The sequence below is a fragment of the Enterobacter asburiae genome (assembly GCA_011754535.1).
Taxonomy (GTDB): Bacteria; Pseudomonadota; Gammaproteobacteria; order Enterobacterales; family Enterobacteriaceae; genus Enterobacter; species Enterobacter cloacae_N.
Map to the genome: position 1 here is coordinate 3,508,506 of JAAQVN010000001.1, position 26,383 is coordinate 3,534,888.

Sequence of the window (26,383 nt, forward strand, 5' to 3'; positions counted from 1 at the left end):
CAGGTTTGACAACCTCATCACAACATTACCTGGTTATCACTGCGCTGGGTGCCGACAGGCCGGGTATCGTGAACACCATCACCCGTCACGTGAGCAGCTGCGGCTGTAATATCGAAGACAGCCGCCTTGCGATGCTCGGCGAAGAGTTCACGTTTATCATGCTGCTGTCCGGAACATGGAATGCCATTACCCTTATTGAATCCACCCTGCCGCTGAAAGGCGCGGAGTTGGATTTGCTGATCGTCATGAAGCGCACTACCGCGCGCCCGCGTCCGGCCATGCCTGCGACCGTCTGGGTGCAGGTTGAAGTCCCTGATTCTCCACATCTGATTGAGCGCTTTACCGCGCTGTTCGACAGCCATCAGATGAACATTGCCGAGCTCGTCTCCCGCACGCAGCCGGGCGACGAGAGCACCGTTCCCACGCTGTTTATTCAAATTACCGCGCACAGCCCTGCCTCACAGGATGCGTCAAATATCGAGCAAGCGTTCAAAGCCCTCTGTACAGAATTAAACGCGCAGGGCAGTATAAGCGTCGTCAATTATTCGCAGCACGAACAGGATGGAGTTGAGTAATGAATCCACTGAAAGCCGGTGACATCGCACCGAAATTTAGCTTACCGGATCAAGACGGCGAGCAAGTAAATTTGACCGACTTCCAGGGACAGCGTGTTCTGGTCTATTTCTACCCGAAAGCCATGACCCCCGGCTGCACCGTACAGGCCTGCGGCTTACGCGACAACATGGACGAGTTGAAGAAAGTCGGCGTGGAAGTGCTGGGAATCAGCACCGATAAACCAGAAAAGCTGTCACGATTTGCGGAAAAGGAGCTGCTGAACTTCACGCTGCTTTCCGACGAAGACCACCAGGTATGCGAGCAGTTCGGCGTCTGGGGTGAAAAGACCTTTATGGGGAAAACCTACGACGGCATTCACCGCATCAGCTTCCTGATTGACGCTGACGGTAAAGTTGAACATGTATTTGACGACTTCAAAACCAGCAACCACCACGACGTGGTGTTGAACTGGCTAAAAGCAAGCGCCTGATAAACAGCAAAACGGCAACCCAAGTTGCCGTTTTTAGTGTTTTCCCCCTCTCCCCGTGGGAGAGGGTCGGGGTGAGGGCATCAGGCCGCACAAAAACTACTTCTCTTCCATCGCTGGCACATCCGGCCACGCATGCACCACCGCTTTAATCAGCGTCGCCAGCGGAATAGCAAAGAACACGCCCCAGAACCCCCATAGCCCGCCGAAAATCACCACGGATAAGATAATCACTAACGGATGCAGGTTTACCGCCTCGGAGAACAGCACCGGCACCAGCAGGTTACCGTCCAGCGCCTGAATGATGAGGTATACCGCAAAGCAGCTCCAGAACTCCGTACCCAGGCCAAACTGGAACAGCGCAACGCCCACCACCGGAATGGTCACCACAAACGCGCCGATGTAGGGGATCAAAACCGAAAATCCGACCAGCACCGCCAGCAGCAGCGAGTAGTTCAGGCCGAAGATCAGGAAGCCAATCCAGGTCGCGACCCCGACCACAATCATCTCCAGCACCTTGCCGCGAATGTAGTTGGTGATCTGCTGGTTCATCTCTTCCCAGACCTGCCCGGCCAGGCCGCGATTGCGCGGCAGCACGCGGCGGACTGCGTTAAGCATTTGCTCTTTGTCTTTGACCAGGAAGAACACCATTAACGGCACAAGCACAAGGTAAACCGCCAGCGTCAGCAGCCCCACCAGCGAGGCCAGAGAGTATTTCACCACCGAGTCGCCCATCGTCATGATGCGGGCGCGCATGTTTTCGGCCATCGCATCAATAATCCCGGCATCCATCAGCGCGGGATAACGACGCGGCAGCGTGGCGGCGAAATCAGAGAGTTTATTCAACATGCCGGGCATATCGCGGATCAGGTAGATCCCCTGCTGCCAGGCAACCGGCATCACCACGAATGCCATCAACATAAGAATGCCGACAAACAGCACCAGCACGATACTCGTTGCCCAGCGGCGTGAACAGCCGATATGTTCCAGGCGCGCTGTTGGCCACTCCAGCAGGTACGCCAGCACAATCGCCACCAGCAGGGGGGCGAGAAGACCGCTGAAGAAGAACAGAATACCGAACCCGGCAACCAGAATAACCAGCAAAGCAATGGCTTCCGGGTCACTGAACCGACGCCGATACCACTGCATTAACATTTCGAGCATACAACCCTTCCCTGAATCGATTGGCGGGAGTGAGACGATGAATTGTATCTAATTGTCACAAAAAAGACTTTCGCTTTTTGTATCCCTGTCACAATCCGCAAAAGCCTGATGAATGGGATTTTCTTCATGCGGTAACACGGCTACACTCGCAGGGCAGCAGAGATGAACGATATGCCGGTTCATCGGTCAAATTAGCACCTCCAACATACAGGACAGTGGTTATGTTCAGGCAGTTGAGAAAAACACTGGTTGCAACACTGATTGCCGCAGTGACGGTCGGTCAGGTGTTGCCCGCTTTCGCTGACTCGTCCGATTCATTGCCGGACATGGGCACCACGGCAGGAAGCACGCTCTCTATCGGGCAAGAGATGCAGATGGGTGATTACTATGTGCGCCAGCTGCGCGGTAGCGCCCCGCTGATCAACGACCCTTTGCTGGTGCAGTACATTAACGGGCTGGGGATGCGGCTGGTTTCGCACGCCGACTCGGTAAAAACCCCCTTCCACTTCTTTTTAATCAATAACGACGAAATCAACGCCTTCGCCTTCTTTGGCGGTAACGTGGTGCTGCATTCGGCGTTATTCCGTTACTCTGACAACGAAAGCCAGCTGGCCTCGGTGATGGCGCACGAAATTTCGCACGTCACCCAGCGCCACCTCGCGCGTGCGATGGAAGACCAGAAGCGTAACGCCCCGCTCACCTGGGTGGGCGCACTGGGCTCTATTCTGCTGGCGATGGCCAGCCCACAGGCCGGGATGGCGGCCCTGACCGGTACGCTGGCGGGAACGCGCCAGGGGATGATCAGCTTCACCCAGCAAAACGAGCAGGAAGCAGACCGCATCGGCATCCAGGTTTTACAGCGCTCCGGCTTTGACCCGCAGGCGATGCCGAGCTTCCTGGAAAAACTGCTCGACCAGGCGCGTTATTCATCCCGTCCACCGGAAATTTTGCTTACCCACCCGTTACCGGAAAGCCGTTTGTCGGATGCGCGCAACCGTGCCAACCAGATGCGCCCGGTGGTCGTGCAGTCGTCGCAGGACTTCTACATGGCTAAGGTAAGAACGCTCGGCATGTACAACTCCGGGCGTAACCAGCTCACCAGCGATCTGCTGGATACCCTGGCGAAAGGCAACGTGCGGGAAAAAAATGCCGCGCAGTATGGTCAGGCGCTGCAGGCGATGGAAGCCAGCAAATATGACGAGGCGCGTAAAGCGCTGCAGCCGCTGCTGGCAGCCGACCCCAATAACCCGTGGTATCTCGATCTCTCGACGGATATCGATCTGGGACAGAAGAAAGCCACCGATGCGATTAACCGCCTGAAAGGGGCGAAAGACGTACGGACCAACCCGGTGCTGCAGCTTAACCTGGCGAACGCTTACTTACAGGGCGGTCAGCCTGCGCAGGCCGTGACCATTCTGAACCGCTATACCTTTAACAATAAAGACGACCAGAACGGCTGGGAACTGCTCGCCCAGGCCCAGGGTCAGCTGGGTAACCGCGATCAGGAGCTGGCGGCGCGTGCAGAAGGGCTGGCCCTGGCGGGTCGCCTCGATCAGGCGATTTCCCTGCTCAGCAGCGCCAGCTCGCAGGTGAAGCTCGGCAGCCTGCAGCAGGCCCGCTACGACGCGCGCATCGACCAGCTGCGCGGTCTGCAACAGCGCTTTAAGCCGTACGAGAAGATGTAATAAAGGAGAAGTCATGACAGACGCGGTAAAAATTTACCATAACCCTCGCTGCTCCAAGAGCCGCGACACGCTCAGCCTGCTGAAGTCTAACGGCATAGACCCGGAGGTGGTGCTGTATCTGGAGACGCCGCCGGACGCGCAGACAATCCGCGAACTGCTGCACATGCTGGGGATGGGCAGCGCGCGCGAACTGATGCGTCAGAAAGAGGATCTGTATAAATCGCTTAATCTGGATGACAGCCGTCTTACCGAGGCTGAGCTGGTACAGGCGATGGTCGACAATCCAAAGCTGATTGAGCGTCCGATTGTGGTGGCGAACGGCAAGGCGCGCATTGGCCGCCCGCCGGAAGATGTGCTCGACATCCTCTAGTCCTTACGCCGCAGCGCTTCCAGAAACGCCTGCGGCGTACTTTCTCCCAGCTTTTTCTGCGTTTTGCCCCGGTTATAAAACTCGCACAGCGCGATTAATACCTCTCCGGCAGGTTCATCATTCACGCGCGGAATAATATCGCGTAATGGCACCGCCACCTGAAGCGCATTTTGTTTCTGGGGATGCGTTTTTACAGCCACATCTTTTACAGGCTGTGTCGGCTCAAAGCCAAAAGTCTCAATAGATTGTATATCAGCGGGACAGGCCTCCAGCAGCGCCTGCGTCCAGGTAGTAAGCAACCGGGGTGAAAGACCCGCGTAGAGCCGGGCATAGCACCAGCCGCTTACCGGTTCACGCGCCCAGAGCAGATGCTGTTCTCCCCCGTCGTCCATATGCAGCGACAAAGGCAGATCATGCAGCATCAGCGTATGCGGCAGGATGCCGGCCTTCAGCGCTTTTTTCCCCTGCAGTGAACTCCCCTTATGTTTCGCGGGTGCCGGTTTGAGATAGCGATTGAGCGTTGCCCTTGAAACGGGGATCCCCAGCACGTCGTTAACCATCTTCAGCAGTTCATCCAGCGGCGCCCCTGAGATATCGCGCAGGGCATTGACCAGTACCACCTGCTCCTGTCTCAGCGCTTTGTGTATCACTTTTGGCGTGGTGTGATTATCCGAAACCCGATCTCGGTTGCGCCAGCGCCTGACGGTCGTGACCGAGATCCCCAGCTCAACGGCCAGCTCTCTGTCGCTTTTATCTGACTGCTGCAGATAGCGGCGGATACGCGGCGTGGTGGTGGCGTTGGCGTGTAGCTTAATTTCCATCTCAACAACTCCATTAACTAATCATGTGAGATTTATATTACAAAGGCGGTTGCTTTGTGACCGATTTCACCTTTCGCTCGCCGTGCTTCACTGATAATCCACAGACATAACATAAACAACACCCCTCAATCTTGTACGGAGTTCACAATGAACAATGTTCTGGGATTTCTTGAAGCAAAACTGATGCCGCTGGCGGCCAAAACGGCCCAGCAACGTCATCTCGGGGCCATTCGCGGCGCCTACGTGTCATTCATGCCGTTTATCATCGTCGGCTCTATTCTGCTGGTGATCTCGTCGTTCCCGAACCAAGCCTATCAGCAGTTTATGTCTCAGGCCTTTGGTGAGAGCTGGAGCGCCATTATTGAAATCCCGTTCAACGCGGTCTTCTCCACCATGTCGCTGTTTATCAGCTTCCTCGTGGCCTACCGCCTGGCCGAACATTATGGCGAGGACCGCATCTCCTGCGGCATTCTGGCGCTGGTCGCGTTTCTGATCCTGACGCCGTTTATCAAGGTGGCAGAAAACGGCGGCATTACCGTGATGCCGGTGGAGTGGATTGGCAGCAAAGGTCTGTTCGTGGCGATGATCGGTTCCCTGCTGTGGACGGAGCTGTTTTGCTGGCTGAAGCGCAAAAATCTGGTCATAAAAATGCCCGACGGCGTACCGCCTGCGGTGCAGGAGTCGTTCGCGGCGCTGATCCCCGCCCTGCTGGTGATGATTCTGGTGCTGGGTATCCGCATCGTCTTCGAAAACACCCACTACCACACGATTCATCAGTTTATTTATGAAGTCGTTGCCACGCCGGTACGCCACTACGGCACCTCATACTTTGGCGCGCTGATGACCGTCTTCAGCATCACCATTTTGTGGTCCGTGGGCATTAACTCCGGCTCGATGATAAACGGCATTATTCGCCCGCTGTGGATGGAGAACCAGACCGACAACATCGCTGCCATTCAGGCCGGGGCAACGCCGCCGCACATCATCACCGAGCAGTTTTTTGACATGATCTGGATGGGCGGCGCGGGTGCCACGCTGTCGCTGGTGATAGCGATGCTGATTTTCGCCCGCAGCAAAAACATGCGCGAAGTGGCGCGCCTCGGCGCCGGGGCTTCGGTGTTTAACATCAACGAACCGATTCTGTTTGGCCTGCCGGTGATCATGAACCCGATCATGCTCATCCCGTTCAACCTGGTACCGCTGGTGCTGGTTACCGTGCAGTATGCGGCGATGAAGGTTGGCGCGGTCGCCGTCACCACCGGGGTGTTTATTCCCTGGACACTGCCGCCGGTGATCAGCGGCTTTATCGTCACCGGGCACCTGAGCGGCAGCGTGATGCAGCTGATTAACCTGCTGATTGGCGCCATGCTGTACCTTCCTTTCATGCGTATCGTGGACAAACAGTACCGCGCGGCGGAAATTGCTACCGTTACGCACACCGACACCACCCTTGCAAAACAGGAGTAAAGCATGTGGGGAATTATCGCCACCTGGCGAATGGCGCTTGAAGGCGTGACGGAATCCGCATCTGCGCTGGCGGCAGGAAAACCGGTCGCGCCAGCGGTGGTTGATGCCGTCGCCGCCGTCGAAGACTTTCCGTTTTATAAATCCGTCGGCTACGGCGGGCTGCCTACCGAAAACGGCGAGGTCGAGCTGGACGCGGCCTACATGGACGGCGACACGCTGGCATTCGGTGCCGTGGGGAATCTGGTGGATATCGCCAACCCGGTGCGCGTAGCGCACGCGCTCAGCCGCCAGCGCTACAACACGGCCAGGGCGCACGGGAATGGGCGCTAAGCCAGGGCTTTGCCGACAAAACCATGCTCACCGACCGGGCCATGCAGCACTACCGTAAGCGCTGCCGCCAGACGCTGGATAAAGGCTTGAGCCCGTACGACGGGCACGACACCGTCGGCATTATCGGCCTCGATAAACAGGGCTCGATGAGCGTCGCCACCTCCACCAGCGGCCTGTTTATGAAAAAACGCGGCCGCATTGGGGATTCGCCGATTATCGGCTCTGGGTTCTACTGCGACAGCGAAACCGGCGCGGCCACCGCCACGGGCGTCGGTGAAGATCTGATGAAAGGCTGCACCAGCTACGAAATCGTCCGCCGCATGGCGCAAGGGATGTCTCCCCAGCAGGCGGCAGATTCAGTGGTGTTCGAGCTGGAGGACAAGCTGATGTCGCGCTTCGGCCGCGCGGGCGATCTCTCCGTGGTATGCATGAATAACAGGGGCGAATTTGGTGCCGCCACCAACATCAAAACCTTCTCGTTCGTGGTGGCGACGGCCCGTCAGCCTCTCACCGTTTATCGTACCGAGCGCCTGCGGGAGAAAACGCACTATCACGCGGTAGACGATGAGTGGATGCAGGCCTATGCCGCGCGGATCCGTGCGCCGATTGAGGAGTCATGATGATTGAATATCAGTTTATCACCGCGCTTTCTGACGCGGCTCCGCAATGCCATTTGATTGCCTCCACCTCCTGTACGCACTTGCCCGAAACGGCGCTTGTCGCGGAAATGCGCGATTCTGCCAGCATAGCTGACACCCGCTTTGGCTGCGCGCCGTTTGCCCGCATCACTCTGCTGCCGGAGGCGCTCTGGAATGACGCACTTACTGAAAGCCTGCTTGCCGCCCTGCGACCGCTGATTGCCTCTCCCGTCAGCGCAGATATCGCGCTGGACGTAACAAATATCGACGACGTCGTCCTGGCGCAGGTTCTGCGCTTTCTCTTTAATCAGGCGCACAGGCTAAGCGATTTGCAGTTGAAGAAAAGCAGTGACGAGGTCCGTCTTCAGCGCATCACCGCGCTCTGTTTACCAGAACAGCAGGACCGACTGGCGGTTATTTTCCGCCAGCAGCAGGCTATCGCCCACGGTATGGTCGCGGCGCGACGCCTGGCGGATATCCCGTCCGACCGCTGCACGCCGCAGTTTGTCGTCGAAGAGGCACAAAAACTCTGCGCTACCTTCCCCACCCTGCGCTGTGAAGTGTTGGATGAAAAGCAAATCGTTGAGCAGGGGCTGGGGCTGCTGAACGCCGTCGGCAAAGGGGCGACCTGTCCGCCGCGTCTGCTGGCAATTCATTACGACGGCGTGTCTGACGGCCCGGTGCGCTGCTACGTGGGTAAAGGCATCACCTTCGATACCGGCGGCCTGTGGCTGAAGGAAGGCGCGGGCATGTACACCATGAAATACGACATGTGCGGCGCGGCCAACGTGCTGGGGCTGATGCTGACCGCCGCAGAGCTGGCGCTGCCCGTGCGCATCATGGGCGTGCTGGCGTTGGCGGAAAACGCCATCGGACCGGACGCCATGCAGCCCGGCACGGTGGCGACCGCCTGCAACGGCACCACCGTTGAAATCAACAACACCGATGCCGAAGGCCGACTGGTGCTGGCCGACGCCATCGCCTGGGCCAGCCAGCGCCATCCGCAGGCGCGCTATGTCATTGATATGGCAACCTTAACAGGTGCGGTGGTGAAGGCGCTGGGGTATGAGCTGAGCGGGCTAATGACGCAGGATGAAGCGCTGCGCGCCGCGCTGACGCGGGCGGGTAAGCAGAGCGGCGATGAAGTGTGGTCCCTGCCTTTAGATGCGCGGCTGAAAAAGCAGACCGACAGCGCCATCGCCGATCTGTGCAACACCCCGACCAACAACGCGGCGATCAGCGCTTCGGCGGCGTGGCTGCTGCACCATTTCTGCCCGCCGACGATCCCGTGGGCGCATCTGGACATCAGCGGCACGGCGCTGTGGCGCGAGAATGGCAGGAGCGTGGCGTCGGGAAGACCGATTCCACTTTTGGTGGAGCACTTGCTGGGGGAGCTTTAGCCCGGTGGCGCTACGCTTACCGAGCCTACGGGTGCCATATGTAGGCCGGGTAAGGCGTAGCCGCCACCCGGCATAACTACAGCTTGAGAATATCTTTAACAAACGGAATGGTCAGCTTGCGCTGGGCGGTAATCGAGGCGCGATCGAGCTGATCGAGCGTATCAAACAGGGTGCGCATTTCGCGGTCCAGACGCTTGAGCAGGAAACGGCCCACGTCTTCCGGCAGCTCAAAGCCGCGCTGCTTTGCGCGCAGCTGTAACGCCTGAAGCTTATCTTCATCCGACAGCGGCTGGAGCTTGTAGATTTGCCCCCAGTCCAGACGAGACGCCAGATCCGGCAGCCCCAGATTCAGCTGTCGCGGCGGTCGATCGCCGGTGATCAGCAGCCGGGTTTTTCCCGACTCCAGAATGCGGTTGTAGAGGTTGAAGATCGCCATTTCCCACGGCTCATCCCCCGCCACGCATTCGATATTATCGATGCAGACCAGCGAGAGATGTTCCATTCCCTCCAGCACCTCAGGCACGAACCAGGTACGTTTATCCAGCGGCACGTAGCCTACCGCGTCACCGCGCGCCGAAAGCTCCGCGCAGGCGGCATGCAGCAGGTGGCTGCGCCCCGCGCCTTCGCGTGACCAGATATAAATGTATCCGCTGTGATCCTGGCGCAGCACGTTTTGCAGTGCAGCCAGTAAAGAGGGGTTATCACCCGGCCAGAAACTCGCGAAAGTTTCGTCGTCAGGGAGATAAAGTGGCAGAGAGAGCTGTGCCGGTCCGTTCAGAAATACCTCAACCAGAGATCTTACATAAAATCGGCGATGAGTTTAACACGGAACCTGCCAGGAGAGAACCGGGCGGATCGTCCACCCGGTTAAAGGATCAATGTGGCGCTTTTTCGCTTTCGTCAGCGTCCAGCACCACTTCTTCCGGGCGGATCACCGAGATCAGCTTGAAAATCAGGCTCAGGCCCACACCGACGATGGTCGCCAGCGCCATGCCCTTCAGCTCGGCCGCGCCAATATGCACCTTCGCACCGCTCACGCCGATGATCAGGATGACGGAGGTCAGGATCAGGTTTTGCGCTTTGCTGTAATCCACTTTGGATTCAATCAGTACGCGAATACCGGACGCGCCGATCACCCCGTACAGCAGCAGGGAAACGCCGCCCATCACCGGAACCGGGATAATCTGGATCGCTGCCGCCAGCTTGCCCACGCATGAGAGCAGAATGGCGATGATCGCCGCGCCGCCGATAACCCAGGTGCTGTAGACGCGGGTAATCGCCATCACGCCGATGTTTTCGCCGTAGGTGGTGTTTGGCGTGGAACCGAAGAATCCGGAGATGATAGTCGAGAAACCGTTGGCAAACATGGAGCGGTGCAGCCCCGGGTCGCGGATCAGGTCGCGCTTAATGATGTTCGCCGTCACCACCAGGTGGCCAACGTGCTCGGCAATCACTACCAGCGCGGCAGGCAGAATGGTGAAAATAGCAAACCATTCAAAGCGCGGGGTGTAGATGGTTGGCAGCGCGAACCAGGGTGCCTGAGCAATCGGGGTGGTATCCACCACGCCCATGACGAAGGAGAGCGCATAGCCCGCCAGCACGCCGATCAGGATCGGGATAATCGCCATAAAGCCGCGGAACAGCACGGAGCCAAACACCGTCACGCCCAGGGTTACCAGCGAGATAATGATGGTTTTGGAATCCGGCGACTGGCCGTCCGCAGGCAGCAGGCCGGCCATGTTCGCCGCCACGCCCGCCAGTTCCAGACCGATGACCGCAACGATAGCGCCCATCGCCGCAGGCGGGAACATCACGTCCAGCCAGCCGGTACCCGCTTTCTTCACGATGAAGGAGACCAGGCAGAACAGCACGCCGCACATGATAAAGCCGCCCAGCGCGACCTCATAACCCAGCGGCAGCAACAGTAGCACCGGCGAGATAAAGGCAAAGCTCGACCCGAGATACGCCGGGATTTTGCCTTTACAGATAAAGAGGTACAGCAGCGTACCGACGCCGTTGAACAGCAGTACGGTAGCCGGGTTAATGTGAAACAGGATTGGCACCAGCACGGTTGCGCCAAACATGGCGAACAGGTGCTGCAAACTAAGCGGGATAGTCTGTAAAAGCGGCGGTCTTTCACTCACCCCGATAGCACGGCGCGTCATAGTGTTTTCCTCTGTGTAGTATCGTTGTTGGTGTTTTATTCAAAAAAAAGCCGACTATCAAAGTCGGCTTATTTATCGTTATTCGATTATTTCGTACCAAAGATCTTATCGCCGGCATCGCCGAGCCCCGGGATGATGTACCCGTGCTCGTTCAGCCCCTGGTCGATAGAGGCGGTATACAGCTCAACGTCCGGGTGCGCTTTTTCCAGCGCCGCGATCCCTTCCGGTGCAGCCACCAGAACCAGCACCTTAATGCTGCTGCAGCCCGCTTTTTTCAGCAGGTCGATGGTGGCGATCATTGAACCGCCGGTCGCCAGCATTGGGTCAACCACCAGCGCCATACGCTCGTCGATGTTAGAGACCAGCTTCTGGAAATAAGGTACCGGCTCCAGCGTCTCTTCGTTACGGTAGATACCGACCACGCTGATGCGCGCGCTTGGGACGTGCTCCAGTACGCCTTCCATCATACCGAGACCGGCACGCAGGATAGGCACGACGGTAATTTTCTTACCTTTGATCTGCTCAACCTGCACCGGGCCGTTCCAGCCTTCGATGGTCACTTTTTCTGTTTCCAGATCAGAGGTCGCTTCGTAGGTCAGCAGGCTGCCCACTTCAGAAGCCAGTTCGCGAAAACGCTTCGTGCTGATGTCATGCTCACGCATCAGGCCCAACTTGTGTTTAACGAGTGGGTGTTTCACTTCCACAATCTTCATTCTCTTTCTCCTCTGAGGTGGCATCCGCAAAAAAATCGCGGGATTATACCGCTTTTTTCGGATTGCGCCATACCCATGTTGCTGACAGGGATCAAGCAAAGACAAAAAACCGGAGACAGGTCTCCGGCTTAAGTGTGAGGTTCTGCCCGGTGGCGCTACGCTTACGCGGGCCTACGTGTAGTGTAGGTCGGGTAAGCGTTAGCGCCACCCGACAATTACAGGTTATCGCCGTTGCTCGCGATCACCTGCTTATACCAGTCGAACGATTTCTTCTTACTGCGGTTCAGCGTGCCGTTACCTTCATTATCTTTATCCACAAAGATAAAGCCGTAGCGTTTTTTCATTTCGCCCGTACCGGCAGACACCAGGTCAATACAGCCCCACGGGGTGTAGCCCATCAGATCCACGCCGTCTTCTACCACCGCTTTTTTCATCTCGCGGATGTGGGCGGCCAGGTAATCAATGCGGTACTGGTCGTTCACCGTGCCGTCGCTCTCCTGCACGTCGATTGCACCAAAGCCGTTCTCAACGATAAACAGCGGGAGCTGGTAGTGATCCCAGAACCAGTTCAGGGAGTAGCGCAATCCCACCGGGTCAATCTGCCAGCCCCAGTCGGATTTCTGCACGTAAGGGTTGGAGACCAGGCTCTTGCTCTCGTCGTAGTCCAACTGCGGGTTATCCGCCGTTGCCTTGGTGGCGAAGGACATATAGTAGCTGAAGCCAATGTAATCAACGCAGCCCTGCGTCAGCGCCGCTTTGTCCTCTTCGGTGATATCCAGCGCGAAGCCGCGACGTTCAAAGTAGTTGAGCAGATGCTGTGGATACTTGCCGCGCACGTGCACGTCGGTGAACCAGTAGCGGCGGTGCATGGCGTTCATCGCCATCATCATGTCGTCCGGCGCGCAGGTCAGCGGATAGATGGGACACATGGCAATCATGCAGCCGATCTGCAGCGACGGGTTAATCTCGCGCCCCGCCTTCACCGCCAGGGCGCTGGCCACCAGCTCGTAGTGCGCGGCCTGGAACATCACCGGCTCGCGGTCTTCACCCGGCGCATATTTCAGCCCGGAGTTGGTGAACGGCGCAAAGTCTTCGTGGAAGTTGGCCTGGTTGTTGATCTCGTTAAAGGTCATCCAGTACTTCACTTTATGCTGGTAGCGCTCAAAAACGACCTTCGCAAAGCGGACAAAGAAGTCAATCAGCTTACGGTTGCGCCAGCCGCCGTATTCTGTGACCAGGTGGAAAGGCATCTCAAAGTGGGAAAGCGTAATAACCGGTTCAATGCCGTACTTCAGGCATTCGTCGAACAGATCGTCATAGAATTTCAGGCCCGCCTCGTTCGGCTCAAGCTCGTCGCCTTTCGGGAAAATGCGCGTCCAGGCGATGGAGGTACGGAAGCATTTGAACCCCATCTCGGCAAAGAGTTTGATGTCTTCTTTATAGCGGTGGTAGAAATCGATGGCCTCATGGTTAGGGTAGTTTTTCCCCTCCAGAACGCCGTTGGTGATTTCACGCGGCACGCCATGCGCGCCCGCGGTCATCACGTCGGCCACGCTTACGCCCTTGCCGCCCTCTTTCCAGCCGCCCTCAAGCTGGTGTGCCGCCACGGCCCCACCCCACAGAAAATCTGCTTTAAATCCTGACATTCGCTTTCCCTCATTCTGCGTTATTTTCTGCAAAAACAATTACAGAAACCGGTTTCATTTCGATGATGTGCAAAGGGGATATCCGTTGCAAGCAGTTCTCCGAAACCGGTTTCATTTTCGTGAACGGAGTCAAGTTTGGCTGCATTTACAGGCTATGCAGAAAAAAAGATCCCCACGTCCAGAATAGGCTCGCAAACGTTTGCCTGGACTGTTAGAATTGCGCCGATTTTTCTTACTAGCTATGCAATCGCGTGGGGATTTAAGCCGTGACCAACAAAACTTCTCTCAGCTACAAAGATGCCGGTGTTGATATTGACGCAGGTAATGCGCTGGTTGACCGAATCAAAGGTGTGGTGAAGAAAACCCGCCGCCCGGAAGTGATGGGTGGTCTGGGTGGATTCGGCGCACTGTGCGCGCTGCCGCAAAAATATCGTGAACCTGTTCTGGTCTCGGGTACTGACGGTGTAGGCACCAAGCTGCGCCTGGCGATGGATTTAAAACGTCACGACACGATCGGTATCGATCTGGTCGCGATGTGTGTGAACGACCTGGTGGTTCAGGGCGCAGAGCCGCTGTTCTTCCTCGATTACTACGCGACCGGCAAACTGGACGTGGATACCGCAGCCAGCGTCATTAACGGTATCGCCGAAGGCTGTCTGCAGTCCGGCTGTGCGCTGGTAGGCGGTGAAACCGCTGAAATGCCGGGCATGTACCACGGCGAAGATTATGACGTCGCGGGCTTCTGCGTCGGCGTAGTAGAAAAATCAGAAATTATCGACGGCAGCAAAGTGGCCGATGGCGATGTGCTGATCGCACTGGCCTCCAGCGGCCCGCACTCTAACGGTTACTCTCTGGTACGTAAAATCCTCGAAGTGAGCGGCTGCGACCCGCTGACCACCGAGCTGGACGGCAAACCGCTGGCTGACCACCTTCTGGCCCCAACCCGCATCTACGTGAAGAACGTGCTCGAGCTTATCGAGAACGTTGACGTGCACGCTATCGCCCACCTGACCGGCGGCGGCTTCTGGGAGAACATCCCGCGCGTCCTGCCGGACAACACCCAGGCGGTGATCGACGAATCCTCATGGCAGTGGCCGGCCGTCTTTAACTGGCTGCAGACCGCAGGCAACGTGAGCTCTCACGAAATGTACCGCACCTTTAACTGCGGTGTGGGCATGGTTATCGCCCTGCCGGCAAGCGAAGCGGATAAAGCGGTTAAGCTGCTGACAGAGAAAGGTGAAAACGCGTGGAAAATCGGTAAGATTAAAGCCTCCGATTCCGAACAGCGTGTGGTCATTGAATGAAAAACATCGTGGTGCTCATTTCCGGCAACGGAAGCAATTTGCAGGCAATCATAGACGCCTGCAAACAGAAGAAAATCAATGGCACCATTCGGGCAGTTTTCAGCAACAAGGCCGACGCGTTCGGCCTTGAGCGCGCGCGGGAAGCGAACATTCCTGCGCACGCGCTGGAAGCCAGCCAGTTCGCCGGGCGTGAAGCCTTTGACCGCGAGCTGGTGCATGAGATTGATGCCTACGCGCCGGACGTGGTCGTGCTGGCGGGCTACATGCGTATTCTGAGCCCGGCCTTCGTCGAACACTTCGCCGGTCGTCTGCTGAATATCCACCCTTCCCTGCTGCCAAAATATCCCGGCCTGCACACCCATCGTCAGGTGCTGGAAAACGGCGACGAGGAGCACGGCACTTCTGTCCATTTCGTCACCGACGAGCTGGACGGCGGCCCGGTTATCCTGCAGGCGAAAGTCCCGGTCTTTGACGGCGACAGCGAAGAAGACGTGACCGAGCGCGTGCAGGCCCAGGAACATGCCATTTACCCGCTGGTGGTGAGCTGGTTTGTCGACGGGCGTCTGGAGATGCGCGACGGCGCGGCATGGCTGGACGGCATGAAGTTACCCCCGCAGGGCTATGCGGCGGAAGAGTAGTTTGTTATGTCGGGTGGCGCTGCTGCGCTTACCCGACCTGTACATTGCATTACCCGATATTCCCTCCCCCAACCCGCTAAAATCCCCAACAAAAAAAATAACTGTCATACTTTTCTGGCACTGTTGGACATATCGTGGAAATGCTCGCCATAATAAGGACGAGACGGATTTACCACGTCCTGTGATTGAACTGGAGTGTGAGCTGTAATGGGTCAGGAAAAGTTATATATCGAGAAAGAGCTAAGCTGGTTAGCATTTAACGAACGTGTACTCCAGGAAGCGGCAGACAAAAGTAACCCGCTGATCGAACGCATGCGTTTTTTAGGCATTTATTCCAACAACCTGGATGAGTTCTACAAGGTTCGCTTTGCCGAGCTGAAAAGACGGATCATCATCAGCGAAGAACAGGGCTTAAACTCGCACTCGCGGCATCTGCTGGGCAAAATCCAGTCCCGCGTGTTGAAAGCCGATCAGGAATTTGACGGCCTGTATAACGAACTGCTGCTGGAGATGGCGCGCAATCAAATCTTCCTGATTAACGAACGTCAGCTTTCCGTTAACCAACAAAGCTGGCTGCGTCACTACTTTAAACACTACCTGCGCCAGCACATTACCCCGATTCTCATCAACCGCGAAACCGACCTGGTGCAGTTCCTCAAGGATGACTATACCTACCTGGCGGTGGAAATTATTCGCGGTGAATCCATCCGTTACGCCCTGCTGGAGATCCCGTCCGATAAGGTTCCGCGCTTTGTGAACCTGCCGCCGGAGACCCCGCGCAGACGCAAGCCGATGATCCTGCTGGATAACATCCTGCGCTACTGTCTGGACGACATCTTCAAAGGCTTCTTCGATTACGATGCCTTAAACGCCTACTCGATGAAGATGACCCGTGACGCCGAATATGACCTGGTGCACGAGATGGAAGCCAGCCTGATGGAGCTAATGTCCTCCAGCCTGAAACAGCGCCTGACGGCCGAGCCGGTGCGCTTTGTCTATCAGCGCGATATGCCGGACGCCATGGTGGAGATGCTGCGCGAGAAACTGACCATTTCGCGCTATGACTCCATCGTGCCGGGTGGCCGTTACCACAACTTTAAAGACTTTATTGGCTTCCCGAACGTCGGCAAAGCCAATCTGGTGAACAAGCCGCTGCCGCGACTGCGCCATCTGTGGTTCGATAAGTTCCGCAACGGGTTCGACGCCATTCGCGAGCGCGACGTGCTGCTCTACTATCCGTATCACACGTTTGAGCACGTGCTGGAGCTGCTGCGTCAGGCCTCCTTCGACCCGAGCGTGCTGGCGATCAAAATCAACATCTACCGCGTGGCAAAAGATTCCCGCATCATCGATGCGATGATCCACGCGGCGCACAACGGCAAAAAAGTGACCGTGGTGGTTGAGCTGCAGGCGCGCTTCGACGAAGAGGCAAACATTCACTGGGCGCGCCGTCTGACGGAAGCCGGTGTGCACGTGATCTTCTCCGCGCCGGGGCTGAAAATTCACGCCAAGCTGTTCCTGATTTCGCGCAAAGAGGGCGACGACGTGGTGCGTTATGCCCACATCGGCACCGGGAACTTTAACGAAAAAACCGCACGGATTTACACCGACTACTCGCTGCTGACCGCCGATGCCCGCATCACTAACGAGGTGCGCCGGGTCTTTAACTTTATCGAAAACCCGTACCGCCCGGTAAGCTTCGATTATCTGCTGGTCTCCCCGCAGAACTCGCGCCGCCTGCTGTACGATATGATCGATAAAGAGATCGCCAATGCCCAGAAAGGCTTGTCGTCCGGCATCACGCTGAAGCTTAACAACCTGGTCGACAAAGGACTGGTGGACAGGCTCTATGCAGCGTCCAGCTCCGGTGTGCCGGTTAACCTGCTGATCCGCGGCATGTGCTCGCTTATCCCCGAACTGGAAGGCATTAGCGACAATATTCGCGTTATCAGCATCGTTGACCGCTACCTGGAGCACGATCGGGTCTATATTTTCGATAATGCGGGCGATAAACAGGTCTATCTCTCTTCGGCAGACTGGATGACGCGCAATATTGACTATCGAATTGAAGTCGCAACCCCGCTGCTGGATCCGCGTCTGAAACAGCGTATCCTCGACATTATCGAGATCCTGTTCAGCGATACGGTAAAAGCGCGCTATATCGACAAAGAACTCAGTAACCGCTACGTACCGCGCGGCAATCGCCGTAAAGTGCGGTCACAGCTGGCGATTTACGACTATATCAAATCACTCGAGCAACCCGATTAACCTATGCCGATAAATGATAAGACCCCACGCCCGCAGGAATTCGCCGCGGTCGATCTTGGCTCTAACAGTTTTCACATGGTCATCGCCCGTGAGGTGGATGGCGCGCTGCAGATCATCGGTCGTCTGAAGCAGCGCGTACACCTGGCGGATGGGCTTGATGAGCGCAGCATGCTCAGCGAAGAGGCGATGGAGCGCGGCCTGAACTGCCTGTCGCTGTTTGCTGAACGCCTGCAGGGCTTCTCGCCCTCCAGCGTGTGCATCGTGGGCACCCACACTCTGCGCCAGGCGCTGAACGCGCCGGAGTTCCTCAAGCGGGCCGAAAAAGTGATCCCCTACCCGATTGAGATCATCTCCGGTAACGAGGAAGCGCGTCTGATTTTCATGGGCGTTGAACACACCCAGCCGGAAAAAGGCCGCAAGCTGGTGATCGACATCGGCGGTGGCTCAACGGAGCTGGTGATCGGCGAAGATTTTGAGCCTCGCCTGGTGGAGAGCCGCCGTATGGGCTGCGTCAGCTTCGCGCAGATGTATTTCCCGGGCGGCACCATCACCCGCGAGAACTTCCAGCGGGCAAAAATGGCTGCGATCCAGAAGCTGGAAAACCTGGCCTGGCAGTACCGCATTCAGGGCTGGAACGTGGCGCTGGGCGCGTCGGGCACCATCAAGGCGGCGCATGAGGTGCTGCTGGCGATGGGTGAAAAAGACGGCTTTATCACGCCTGAACGCCTGACCCTGCTGACTGAAGAGGTGCTGAAGCATAAAAGTTTTGACGCCTTAAGCCTGCCGGGGCTTTCCGACGAGCGTAAGGCAGTCTTCGTGCCGGGTCTGGCTATTCTCTGCGGCGTATTCGACGCGCTGGCGATTAAAGAGCTGCGCCTCTCCGACGGTGCGCTGCGTGAGGGGGTGCTGTATGAGATGGAAGGCCGCTTCCGTCATCAGGATATTCGCAGCCGCACCGCCCAAAGCCTGGCCAACCAGTACAACATCGACCGCGAGCAGGCGAAGCGCGTGCTGGAAACCACGGTGCAGATGTACGAACAGTGGCAGGAACAGAACCCCAAGCTCGCGCACCCGCAGCTTGCCGCTCTGCTGAAATGGGCCGCGATGCTGCACGAAGTGGGGCTAAACATCAACCACAGCGGGATGCACCGCCACTCGGCCTATATTCTGCAAAACAGCGATCTGCCCGGCTTCAACCAGGAGCAGCAAACCATGATGGCAACCCTGGTGCGCTATCACCGCAAAGCCATCAAGCTCGACGATCTGCCGCGCTTCACGCTGTTTAAGAAAAAGCAGTTCCTGCCGTTAATTCAGCTTCTGCGTCTGGGCGTGCTGCTGAATAATCAGCGGCAGGCGACCACCACGCCGCCGACGCTGAAGCTGAAAACCGACGATCACCACTGGACGCTGAGCTTCCCGCACGACTGGTTTAGCCAGAACGCGCTGGTCCTGCTGGACCTGGAAAAAGAGCAGCAGTACTGGGAAGCGGTCACCGGCTGGATGCTCAAAATCGAGGAAGAGAGCGCCGACGTCGCCGCGTAACGGCTCAGGCGTCCGCAGTGGACGCCTCTGCTTCCAGCAGTGACTCAAGCGGTGCCGGTCTGCCAATCAGATAGCCCTGCACATAATCGATACCTAGCGCGTGAACCGCGCTACGTATCTCTTCGGTCTCGACATATTCCGCCACCACCAGCATCTTCTTCATGCGCGCCAGATGGCAGATAGACGCCACAATCTGGTAATCCAGACTGTTGTTGACGATATTGCGGATGAAGTCGCCGTCTATTTTGAGAATGTCCGCATCCACGCTTTTCAGCCGCGCGTAGCTCGCATACCCGGTGCCGAAATCATCAATCGCAATGCGCACCCCCATTTTCTGCAGCTGCCGGAGAATGTGGAGCCCCTGCTCCGCGTTGCAGAAGGTGCTGCACTCCGTGACTTCAAAGATCAGCTGCCACGGCTCAATGGCATATTTCACCAGCAGGCGGCTCACCTCAAGCGGGAACTGCACCCGACACACCGTTGAAGGGGCCAGATTAATGGCAAAGCGCTGGCCGGGCAGCCGTTCGCGATGCGCGGCAAGGAAGCGCAGCGTATGCTCCAGCACCCACAAATCCACCCGCGAAGAGAGGCCAAACTCCTGGGCTATCGGCAGAAATTGTTCAGGGGAGATCAAAAGTCCGTTTGCGTCTGTCATCCGCAGCAGGACCTCGTGATAGCTATCACCACGCAGGCCGCGCACGGGCTGAACGAGCAGCGTGAATGCGTTGTTATCCAGCGCACGCTGCAGGCGACTCATCACCGCGACTTTATCCTTCAGGCTGCGCTGCATATGCACGGCTCCGCGCTGCTGAAGATTTTCCGGGTGGTTAGAGGAGAGCGACAGATCGGCAACCACGCCCAGCTCACCCAGCACCAGATAGAGGTGGTTAACTGGCGAACGCACATAGCAATAGCTCACGCCCACCTGCGGCTGCAGCGGCATGCCGTCCCAGACAAAGCGAAACTGCTTGATGTGCTCGTCCAGGGTTTCAATCCGCTGCTGGTGCGATTCGGCGTTAAGGCGAACCGCCATGTCACAGCCCGTCAGGTGATAGACCTGCTCATTGGGCTGGAGCGTGCCATTAATCCATTGCGCCAGCTGCTGTTTGTACTGAATACGCAGTAACACGCCATAGTTACGGCCCAGGATTTCCAGCTCCGGAACGCGGAGTAAACAGAGCGCCGACCACGGGTTTTTCGCCAGAGCGCGCGAGAGCGCCCGCAGGTTAGGCATATGCAGGACCGGGTCGAGCAGCGCCAGCCTGCGGGCGCGTTTGTTCACCGCCCGCTGCCGGGTCGCCAGCATCGACATGTAAATCACCACAAACGAGAAGACCAGATAGCTGGAAGAGGTGATCGCCAGCTGAATGTCGTACCCCTGGTTCACAGGGATATAGCGGTAAAAATAGTGAATAGAGACCAGCAGGATCGGGATCCAGATAATCGAAATCAGCTTATAGCCAAAACGCATCGCGCCCCAGAGCATCACCGGCATCAGCAGCGACAGGGTGTAGTTAGTGGTGAAAATCGAACTGTTTTCATTCATCGGGAGCAGCAGCAGCGAAAGCAGCCCGCCAAGCGCAATGGCCCAAATCAGAAACTCAGCGAGCGTCACCTTTTTGTCTATCTGGGTACGGATCTGCGAGACGAGGCTTTTGAGATAGCGCGGATGACGAATCAGGCGGATCAGCAGATAACTTAACGGCACGCCCGTCAGGCCGCTGACCAGCAAGGCCTGATAGTTGATCAGCGTGCGAATATTGAGGGGGTTAAGCCCCGCCAGGCTCTGGCGGCTCTCATATACGCCCAGATACACCGCAAACTGGAACAGCACCAGAAACAGCGTCGCGGGACAGAAGGCCTGCCAGAAGATGCGCTGCGCCATCAACCGTACGTCGCCGTACGCCGTCATATTGCGTCTGGGCGCAAACACCCGGTAGCCGCCCCAGCTCAGCACTAAAGGGACAATAAAATGGAGCACGCCGGCGACGGTTTCAAACATCCCGACCGACGGGTAATAGCGGATAAACAGCGACAACACGATCCCGGGAAGAGCTCCAGGACCAAAAAACATCATCAGCGAAAGCAAAAACGAGAGCGGTAAATAATAAAGCGCCACTATCCCGTCACCCAGCTGCGTGAACGTATTCGCCACGCTCAGTACGGGAAGTAAAACCACCGGTAAAATAAGCGGCAATGCCCACCAGCGGTGTTTATTGTTTTTCAGGAAAGCGAAAATGTTCATAGATGCCCGGTTAAACCCCTTTTTCTCCAGAGGGAAAATAAAGACAGGCATCCAACCTGACCTGGCGCCGCCCGGCTACATGCAGGGCGAACAGTATGGAGGAGGGATTTTAAATATGAGGGCCGGGAATCCGTTGACATAAATCAAACTATTTTACGCAAATAAGCCTTGCATAGCGTTTTTTTGAAATAATTTTCTTCATATTATCAATATGGTAAATGCAATTATTAATTTCAATAACAACAATTAATGTATACGTTGACGGTTATTTACACATGACGGAATTGACCCTCTCTTTCCGCTGTGCCTTAATATCCCCGTCGCCCAAAAGGGCATGCCCAGGAAAAAAGAGAGTGAGTCAGGCCACGCGTATGCGCAAACGACACCGTTTTAACACCCGAATGACCCGCATCATACTGCTCATCAGCTTTCTGTTTTTCTTTGGCCGCTTCGTTTACTCTTCCATCGGCGCCTGGTATCACCATCAGGACAAAACCCAGTCACAGCAGTCCAGCCTGAACGTCGACGCCGCTGACCGCTAGCCCGCCGCAGTGTCTTGCACCAGCCGAATAATCCCGGCAATCCCTTTGCTGAGGATCTTATCCTGCCGCATCACGATGGCCAGCTGCCGCTGCAGCATGGGCGTGAGCGACATGACGCAGAGCCCTTCACGGTCAGCGTCATGCTCAACCGCCATTCGCGGAACGATACTGTAGCCCAGCCCCACGCGAACCATACGCTTAATCGCCTCAATGCTGCCAAGCTGCATCACCGGCGCGATCGCTAACCCATTGGCCGCAAACCAGCCATCAATCAGCGCCCGCGTACTGCTGCCTGACTCAAAGACAATCAGCGGCTGAGCATGGAGCGCCTGTGGGGTTAATTCCCGGAAAGCGTCCTGCTGCTCCCGCGCCGCGATAAAAACAAACTCCTCGTCCATCACCGGCATAACGTCCAGCGCTCTGCCGCTCACCGGCAGCGTCACCAGCCCCATATCAAGACGGTTCTCTTCGATGGCCCTGACGATATCGAGGGTGTTGCCCGTTGTTACGCCCACCCGCAGGAGCGGATAGTCGCGGCGCAGCTGCTCCAGCAGGGGTGGCAGAAGATGGATGCAGGCCGTCGCCCCCGTGCCAAGGGTAATGGTCCCGCTGACATCGTGGCTGAACGCGCTCACGGACAGGAGGGTTTCGTCCACGACCTGCTGAATGCGCTCCCCGTGCGCCAGCAATGCCTCTCCGGCCGCCGTGGCCTTAATGCCCCGCCCGGTACGTTCCACCAGCCGCGTTTGCAGAAACTGCTCCAGCTGGCGTATTTGCAGGCTGACCGCGGGCTGGGAAATGCCCAGCAGATCCGCCGCCGCCGAAAAGCTGCCGCGCTGGATCGCCAGGCGGAACGTCGCGAGATAGCCGAGGTTAAGCGTCGTCATTCAAAGTTTCTCTTATACAGCGCATAAGGTTGCAGGCCTGCCAGCACAATACCGCGCTCGCTATGCTCAGGACAACTGCATAACGGAATGAAAAACAATGGAAACACCTGCCCTGCCTCGTCGCCTTGCCCTCACTGCCGGATGTCATCAACTCCTCAACTGGGGGATCTCATTTTATATGCCCGGCACCTTTGCGCGGGCGATTTCAGCCGATCGGGGTTGGTCAGCACCGCAGATTTACCTCGGCCTGACGCTGGCGATGCTGGTGATGGCGGCGGTCTCCCCTTACGTCGCCCGCCTGCTGGCACGCTTTGGCGGACGGAGGGTGGTGATGGGCGGAACGCTGCTGATTGCTGCAAGCTGCGCCGGTATGGCGTATACCCGGACGCTGTCTGGCTGGTACTGCGCCTGGCTACTGTGCGGCATCGGGATGCGCCTGTCGCTGTATGACGCACTGTTCGCCGCGCTGGTTAACCTGTACGGCCAGCAGGCACGCGGGACCATCTCACGTATTACGCTGATGGGCGGGCTGGCGTCCGCCGTCTTCTGGCCGCTGGGAGAGGCTTTGCTCAATGTGATGGCATGGCAGGACGCGCTGAAGATCTACGCCCTGTCCGGATTACTGAGCGCCCTGCTTCTTCGCCACTTCCCGCGTCAGCGCTTTGTGGTGAAGCCAAAAGCGAGCGCGCCGGTCTCGCCCCAAGATAGGCGTAACGGCTGGCTGTATGCGACCTTTATTGCGCTCATTACCTTTGTCTCAAGCGGGACCTCTACCCACCTCCCCGAGTTTATCGCCAGTTTCGGCCTGCCGGTCGCGGTCGGCATGCTGTGGGGGATCGGCCAGACGGGCGCGCGCTTTATGGAGGTGCTGGCGGGAGCACGCTTAACCCCTTTAAAACTTACGCTTTTTACTGCCATTGCCATGCCGCTTTGTTTTCTCATCGGGCTGAGCAGCACCCTGTTTGTCTGGTGTGCCGCCGGATTTGTGCTGGGCTATGGCGCAATTAACGGGCTGGTAACTATTGTCAAAGCGACCCTGCCGCTGGAGCTATTCAGCGCGGAACGTTACGCCAGCCGGACAGGCATGCTTCTCATCCCGGGGCAGCTGATGGCCGCAGCTTCTCCGTTTGCCTTTGCATGGCTGAATAAAACGCTGGGGATCGCGGGTGCAATGTGGGTTTCAATGGGGCTGACGCTGGTAATTGCCGGGCTGGCGATAGCGATTGTGCGCCGTCCCGGGAGGCAAAGTGTATCGCACTGTATCCAGAACCCTGCGCTGACAAACGGGTACAAAACGCCGCCTCCGGCAAATATCTCCGATACATAAAAATGGTTTTCTTTCCCTGTCGCCATTCAGAACCGATGAGGAGAGAAACCGATGATCCGTCGTTATGCACTTATCCCCCTGCTTTTCCTGGCATCTGTAGCCCATGCCCGGGCCACACCGCTGGACAACCTGAGCGCCGCGGACGTTAACGGCCCCGCCGCCGTTGCGCCGCTGGCGCAGCCGCAGCCGCCCGCCAGGCTGATCGTCGATCCCCCGCTCGCTGGCCCGCTGAGCAAAGGCGCGGTGTTTATTCAGTACCGGGCCGAAAACCTGCGCATCGAACCGGTGTTCGGCCCCGAGGCGCTCAAGGTAACCCCGCGTATCGGACACATTCACGTGGTGGTGGACGGCGCGCCGTGGCACTGGGCTGACGCCAGCGGCGAGCCGGTGATCCTGGTGGGGCTGCCCGCCGGCAAGCACAAGGTAACGATTATCCTGGCCGACCCGACGCACAAGCCGCTCGATCACAAAACCATTGAATTCACCGTTCCGCCCCACGCGGCGGTCCACCATTTTTAAGGAGTCTGAAGATGAAAGCACTGTCTGTAGTGACGGCGGGCCTGCTGGCCTTTTCCGCCAGCGCCTTTGCACAAAGTAAAACCAGCGTTGTGCTGGTGCACGGCGCGTTTGCCGACGGCAGCAGCTGGAATAAGGTGATCGCCCTGCTGCAGAAGCAGCACGATGAGGTGATTGCCGTCCAGCTCCCGCTCACCTCGCTTAAGGATGACGTTGCGGCCACAAAGCGGGCCATCGCCCGTGCGCAGGGTGACGTGGTTCTGGTGGGCCACTCCTGGGGTGGCACCGTGATTAGCGAGGCGGGTAACGATGCGCGGGTAAAAACGCTGGTGTATGTGGCGGCATTCGCGCCGGATTCCGGCCAGTCGACGGCAGATCTGGCAGGAAGCTACCCTGCACCACCGGGCAGCGCGGGCATTGCCAAAACGGCTGACGGCTATTTATTCCTGCCGACAGGAGCCGTCAGGAAGGACTTCGCGCCGGATGTGAAGCCAGAAGAACAAAACGCTATCGCGGCCACGCAGGGGCCAATTAAGGCCGATGCGTTTGGTGAAAAGGTCACCAACGCGGCGTGGCATGATAAACCAAGCTGGTTTGTGGTCAGCAAGAATGACCGAATGATCAACCCGGAGCTTGAGCGCGCCATGGCGAAGACGATCCATGCGAAAACCGCCGAGGTGGCGGCGAGCCACGTGTCGATGGTAAGCCAACCGGAGGCCATCGCCCGGACGATTGAGCAGGCGAGGCGGATGCACTGAGGACAATTCGCCCGGCGGCGCTACGCTTGCACGGGCCTACGATTTCGTAGGTCGGGTAAGTGCAGCGCCACCCGACAAAAAAGGCCGTCTCAGCCCCCACCATCCGCGGGATAATCATGATTAATCCACGCGTGGTCCTTTTCCCACGTAAACATCCATTTGCGCACCGGGCCGGCCATCACGTTAAGGTAGTAACTGTCATACCCGGCCATCGTCGCCACCGGGTGATATCCCTTCGGCACCATCACCACGTCGCGATTGTAGACCGCCATACACTCATCCAGCGTTCTGTCGTCGGTGTAGACCCGCTGCATGCAGAACCCCTGCTCCGGATTGAGGCGATGGTAGTAGGTCTCCTCCAGATACGTCTCCTGAGGCGGGTTATCCGTGTCGTGCTTGTGGCTCGGGTACGAGCTGGTGCAGCCATCGTTAGTCCATACCTCCACCACCAGCAGGCTGTCAGCCGGTTTGTCTTCCGGCAGAATGTTGTGCACGTAGCGCTGGTTGTGGCCCTTGCCGCGCGCCTCGGCGTCGATGTCCTGCGGGGCTATCAGCCGCGTCGGATACGAGCCCTTGCCCGGCGCGGCGCAGACCGCCAGCTCCAGCTTCGTCAGCGCCTTCACCTGCACCGTCTCCCGCGGGGCGACGTACACCGCCCACGGCTTGATGCGCTCGAACGGGCTCATCCGCTCGCCGATGTCGTTAAACTGCGCGGAAGGGGTGCTGATGGAGGCCCGTCCGGCGACCAGCACCAGACAGCGCTCTTCGCTGACGGCGCGCAGCGTCAGCGTCTGCCCCTCCTGCAGCTCATACGCCTCAAACCCGACGTAGCCCCACCCCGCGCTTTCCGGCGTAACGGACTGGGTTCGCCCCTCTGCGTTCGGCTGTTGCCAGCGTGATAACAGACGTGACATG

Annotated in this window: 23 protein-coding genes and 1 pseudogene; 15 read left to right on the forward strand and 9 right to left on the reverse strand. The window is 57.7% G+C overall.

Going from position 1 to position 26,383, the window contains the following annotated elements:
* Positions 1-5 precede the first annotated feature (5 nt).
* Positions 6-575, forward strand: coding sequence for a glycine cleavage system transcriptional repressor (locus HBM95_16530; GenBank protein NIH44527.1), 570 nt, complete (start codon positions 6-8; stop codon positions 573-575).
* A complete protein-coding gene (bcp, locus tag HBM95_16535; protein ID NIH44528.1) occupies positions 575-1,045 on the forward strand; it encodes a thioredoxin-dependent thiol peroxidase in 471 nt (156 codons plus the stop codon). The genes HBM95_16530 and bcp overlap by 1 nt, the downstream gene beginning before the upstream one ends.
* A 96-nt stretch (positions 1,046-1,141) precedes the next feature.
* Here the strand turns inward: bcp and HBM95_16540 are convergent, their stop codons facing one another.
* Positions 1,142-2,206, reverse strand: coding sequence for an AI-2E family transporter (locus HBM95_16540; GenBank protein ID NIH44529.1), 1,065 nt, complete (start codon positions 2,204-2,206; stop codon positions 1,142-1,144).
* 221 nt (positions 2,207-2,427) lie between these two features.
* Between HBM95_16540 and bepA the strand changes: the two genes are divergently transcribed.
* Both bepA and arsC read left to right on the forward strand, forming a co-directional pair.
* Entirely contained in the window at positions 2,428-3,891 is a 1,464-nt protein-coding gene (bepA, locus tag HBM95_16545; GenBank protein ID NIH44530.1) for a beta-barrel assembly-enhancing protease, read from the forward strand.
* A gap of 13 nt (positions 3,892-3,904) precedes the next feature.
* A complete protein-coding gene (gene arsC / locus HBM95_16550) occupies positions 3,905-4,261 on the forward strand; it encodes an arsenate reductase (glutaredoxin) (GenBank protein ID NIH44531.1) in 357 nt (118 codons plus the stop codon).
* Here the strand turns inward: arsC and HBM95_16555 are convergent.
* The gene (locus HBM95_16555) at positions 4,258-5,082 is read right to left on the reverse strand and encodes an XRE family transcriptional regulator (protein ID NIH44532.1); all 825 of its coding nucleotides are present in this window, start codon (positions 5,080-5,082) and stop codon (positions 4,258-4,260) included. The two genes, arsC and HBM95_16555, sit on opposite strands and share 4 nt — an antisense overlap.
* Before the next feature lie 147 nt (positions 5,083-5,229).
* On the opposite strand from HBM95_16555, the gene celB reads away from it, so the two are divergent.
* From celB to HBM95_16570, 3 genes and pseudogenes are all read left to right on the forward strand, one after another.
* Positions 5,230-6,549, forward strand: a complete 1,320-nt coding sequence (celB, locus tag HBM95_16560) for a PTS cellobiose transporter subunit IIC (protein ID NIH44533.1) — start codon at positions 5,230-5,232, stop codon at positions 6,547-6,549.
* Positions 6,550-6,552: 3 nt separating this feature from the next.
* Positions 6,553-7,499, forward strand: a pseudogene (locus HBM95_16565) (N(4)-(beta-N-acetylglucosaminyl)-L-asparaginase).
* Positions 7,499-8,917 (forward strand): leucyl aminopeptidase family protein, encoded by a 1,419-nt coding sequence (locus tag HBM95_16570; GenBank protein NIH44534.1) that lies wholly within the window; start codon positions 7,499-7,501, stop codon positions 8,915-8,917. The pseudogene HBM95_16565 and the gene HBM95_16570 overlap by 1 nt, the downstream one beginning before the upstream one ends.
* Positions 8,918-8,993: 76 nt before the next feature.
* Here the strand turns inward: HBM95_16570 and hda are convergent, their stop codons facing one another.
* The 4 genes from hda to HBM95_16590 all read right to left on the reverse strand — a co-directional run bounded on the left by hda (position 8,994) and on the right by HBM95_16590 (position 13,441).
* Positions 8,994-9,710: a DnaA inactivator Hda gene (hda, locus tag HBM95_16575; GenBank protein ID NIH44535.1), complete on the reverse strand. Its 717-nt coding sequence runs from the start codon at positions 9,708-9,710 to the stop codon at positions 8,994-8,996.
* Positions 9,711-9,792: 82 nt separating this feature from the next.
* The gene (uraA, locus tag HBM95_16580) at positions 9,793-11,082 is read right to left on the reverse strand and encodes a uracil permease (GenBank protein ID NIH44536.1); all 1,290 of its coding nucleotides are present in this window, start codon (positions 11,080-11,082) and stop codon (positions 9,793-9,795) included.
* Positions 11,083-11,168: 86 nt separating this feature from the next.
* Positions 11,169-11,795, reverse strand: coding sequence for a uracil phosphoribosyltransferase (gene upp, locus HBM95_16585; protein ID NIH44537.1), 627 nt, complete (start codon positions 11,793-11,795; stop codon positions 11,169-11,171).
* A gap of 215 nt (positions 11,796-12,010) precedes the next feature.
* Positions 12,011-13,441, reverse strand: coding sequence for a 6-phospho-beta-glucosidase (locus HBM95_16590; protein NIH44538.1), 1,431 nt, complete (start codon positions 13,439-13,441; stop codon positions 12,011-12,013).
* Between the two features lie 266 nt (positions 13,442-13,707).
* Between HBM95_16590 and purM the strand changes: the two genes are divergently transcribed.
* The 4 genes from purM (at position 13,708) to ppx (ending at position 19,193) form a co-directional block, all read left to right on the forward strand.
* Entirely contained in the window at positions 13,708-14,745 is a 1,038-nt protein-coding gene (gene purM, locus HBM95_16595) for a phosphoribosylformylglycinamidine cyclo-ligase (GenBank protein NIH44539.1), read from the forward strand.
* Positions 14,742-15,383, forward strand: coding sequence for a phosphoribosylglycinamide formyltransferase (gene purN / locus HBM95_16600; GenBank protein NIH44540.1), 642 nt, complete (start codon positions 14,742-14,744; stop codon positions 15,381-15,383). The genes purM and purN overlap by 4 nt, the downstream gene beginning before the upstream one ends.
* Positions 15,384-15,590: 207 nt before the next feature.
* Positions 15,591-17,651, forward strand: coding sequence for a polyphosphate kinase 1 (gene ppk1, locus HBM95_16605; GenBank protein ID NIH44541.1), 2,061 nt, complete (start codon positions 15,591-15,593; stop codon positions 17,649-17,651).
* Positions 17,652-17,654: 3 nt separating this feature from the next.
* The gene (ppx, locus tag HBM95_16610; protein ID NIH44542.1) at positions 17,655-19,193 is read left to right on the forward strand and encodes an exopolyphosphatase; all 1,539 of its coding nucleotides are present in this window, start codon (positions 17,655-17,657) and stop codon (positions 19,191-19,193) included.
* A gap of 4 nt (positions 19,194-19,197) precedes the next feature.
* On the opposite strand, the gene HBM95_16615 is transcribed toward ppx, so the two are convergent.
* Entirely contained in the window at positions 19,198-21,438 is a 2,241-nt protein-coding gene (locus HBM95_16615; GenBank protein ID NIH44543.1) for a sensor domain-containing phosphodiesterase, read from the reverse strand.
* A gap of 371 nt (positions 21,439-21,809) precedes the next feature.
* Here HBM95_16615 and HBM95_16620 point away from each other — a divergent pair, with 371 nt between their 5' ends.
* A complete protein-coding gene (locus HBM95_16620; protein ID NIH44544.1) occupies positions 21,810-21,980 on the forward strand; it encodes a DUF2633 family protein in 171 nt (56 codons plus the stop codon).
* Here HBM95_16620 and HBM95_16625 read toward each other — a convergent pair.
* Positions 21,977-22,867, reverse strand: a complete 891-nt coding sequence (locus tag HBM95_16625; GenBank protein ID NIH44545.1) for a LysR family transcriptional regulator — start codon at positions 22,865-22,867, stop codon at positions 21,977-21,979. The genes HBM95_16620 and HBM95_16625 overlap by 4 nt on opposite strands.
* Positions 22,868-22,964: 97 nt before the next feature.
* Here HBM95_16625 and HBM95_16630 point away from each other — a divergent pair, with 97 nt between their 5' ends.
* Genes HBM95_16630 through HBM95_16640 form a run of 3 tightly spaced genes read left to right on the forward strand, consistent with a single transcriptional unit; the run spans position 22,965 to position 25,468 of the window.
* Positions 22,965-24,194, forward strand: a complete 1,230-nt coding sequence (locus tag HBM95_16630; GenBank protein ID NIH44546.1) for an MFS transporter — start codon at positions 22,965-22,967, stop codon at positions 24,192-24,194.
* A 51-nt stretch (positions 24,195-24,245) separates the two neighbouring features.
* Positions 24,246-24,713, forward strand: a complete 468-nt coding sequence (locus HBM95_16635) for a hypothetical protein (protein ID NIH44547.1) — start codon at positions 24,246-24,248, stop codon at positions 24,711-24,713.
* 11 nt (positions 24,714-24,724) lie between these two features.
* On the forward strand, positions 24,725-25,468 hold the full coding sequence (locus HBM95_16640; GenBank protein NIH44548.1) for an alpha/beta hydrolase: 744 nt from the start codon (positions 24,725-24,727) through the stop codon (positions 25,466-25,468).
* A gap of 89 nt (positions 25,469-25,557) precedes the next feature.
* On the opposite strand, the gene iolB is transcribed toward HBM95_16640, so the two are convergent.
* Positions 25,558-26,382 (reverse strand): 5-deoxy-glucuronate isomerase, encoded by an 825-nt coding sequence (iolB, locus tag HBM95_16645; protein NIH44549.1) that lies wholly within the window; start codon positions 26,380-26,382, stop codon positions 25,558-25,560.
* Position 26,383: the final 1 nt, after the last annotated feature.

What these genes read in the sequence shown, in the direction of transcription:
- bcp (NIH44528.1), top strand. Translation starts at nt 575, where the DNA reads ATGAATCCACTGAAAGCCGGTGACATCGCACCGAAATTTAGCTTACCG.
- HBM95_16540 (NIH44529.1), bottom strand. Translation starts at nt 2,206, where the DNA reads ATGCTCGAAATGTTAATGCAGTGGTATCGGCGTCGGTTCAGTGACCCG.
- bepA (NIH44530.1), top strand. Translation starts at nt 2,428, where the DNA reads ATGTTCAGGCAGTTGAGAAAAACACTGGTTGCAACACTGATTGCCGCA.
- arsC (NIH44531.1), top strand. Translation starts at nt 3,905, where the DNA reads ATGACAGACGCGGTAAAAATTTACCATAACCCTCGCTGCTCCAAGAGC.
- HBM95_16555 (NIH44532.1), bottom strand. Translation starts at nt 5,082, where the DNA reads ATGGAAATTAAGCTACACGCCAACGCCACCACCACGCCGCGTATCCGC.
- celB (NIH44533.1), top strand. Translation starts at nt 5,230, where the DNA reads ATGAACAATGTTCTGGGATTTCTTGAAGCAAAACTGATGCCGCTGGCG.
- HBM95_16570 (NIH44534.1), top strand. Translation starts at nt 7,499, where the DNA reads ATGATTGAATATCAGTTTATCACCGCGCTTTCTGACGCGGCTCCGCAA.
- uraA (NIH44536.1), bottom strand. Translation starts at nt 11,082, where the DNA reads ATGACGCGCCGTGCTATCGGGGTGAGTGAAAGACCGCCGCTTTTACAG.
- upp (NIH44537.1), bottom strand. Translation starts at nt 11,795, where the DNA reads ATGAAGATTGTGGAAGTGAAACACCCACTCGTTAAACACAAGTTGGGC.
- HBM95_16590 (NIH44538.1), bottom strand. Translation starts at nt 13,441, where the DNA reads ATGTCAGGATTTAAAGCAGATTTTCTGTGGGGTGGGGCCGTGGCGGCA.
- purN (NIH44540.1), top strand. Translation starts at nt 14,742, where the DNA reads ATGAAAAACATCGTGGTGCTCATTTCCGGCAACGGAAGCAATTTGCAG.
- ppk1 (NIH44541.1), top strand. Translation starts at nt 15,591, where the DNA reads ATGGGTCAGGAAAAGTTATATATCGAGAAAGAGCTAAGCTGGTTAGCA.
- ppx (NIH44542.1), top strand. Translation starts at nt 17,655, where the DNA reads ATGCCGATAAATGATAAGACCCCACGCCCGCAGGAATTCGCCGCGGTC.
- HBM95_16615 (NIH44543.1), bottom strand. Translation starts at nt 21,438, where the DNA reads ATGAACATTTTCGCTTTCCTGAAAAACAATAAACACCGCTGGTGGGCA.
- HBM95_16620 (NIH44544.1), top strand. Translation starts at nt 21,810, where the DNA reads ATGCGCAAACGACACCGTTTTAACACCCGAATGACCCGCATCATACTG.
- HBM95_16625 (NIH44545.1), bottom strand. Translation starts at nt 22,867, where the DNA reads ATGACGACGCTTAACCTCGGCTATCTCGCGACGTTCCGCCTGGCGATC.
- HBM95_16630 (NIH44546.1), top strand. Translation starts at nt 22,965, where the DNA reads ATGGAAACACCTGCCCTGCCTCGTCGCCTTGCCCTCACTGCCGGATGT.
- HBM95_16635 (NIH44547.1), top strand. Translation starts at nt 24,246, where the DNA reads ATGATCCGTCGTTATGCACTTATCCCCCTGCTTTTCCTGGCATCTGTA.
- HBM95_16640 (NIH44548.1), top strand. Translation starts at nt 24,725, where the DNA reads ATGAAAGCACTGTCTGTAGTGACGGCGGGCCTGCTGGCCTTTTCCGCC.
- iolB (NIH44549.1), bottom strand. Translation starts at nt 26,382, where the DNA reads ATGTCACGTCTGTTATCACGCTGGCAACAGCCGAACGCAGAGGGGCGA.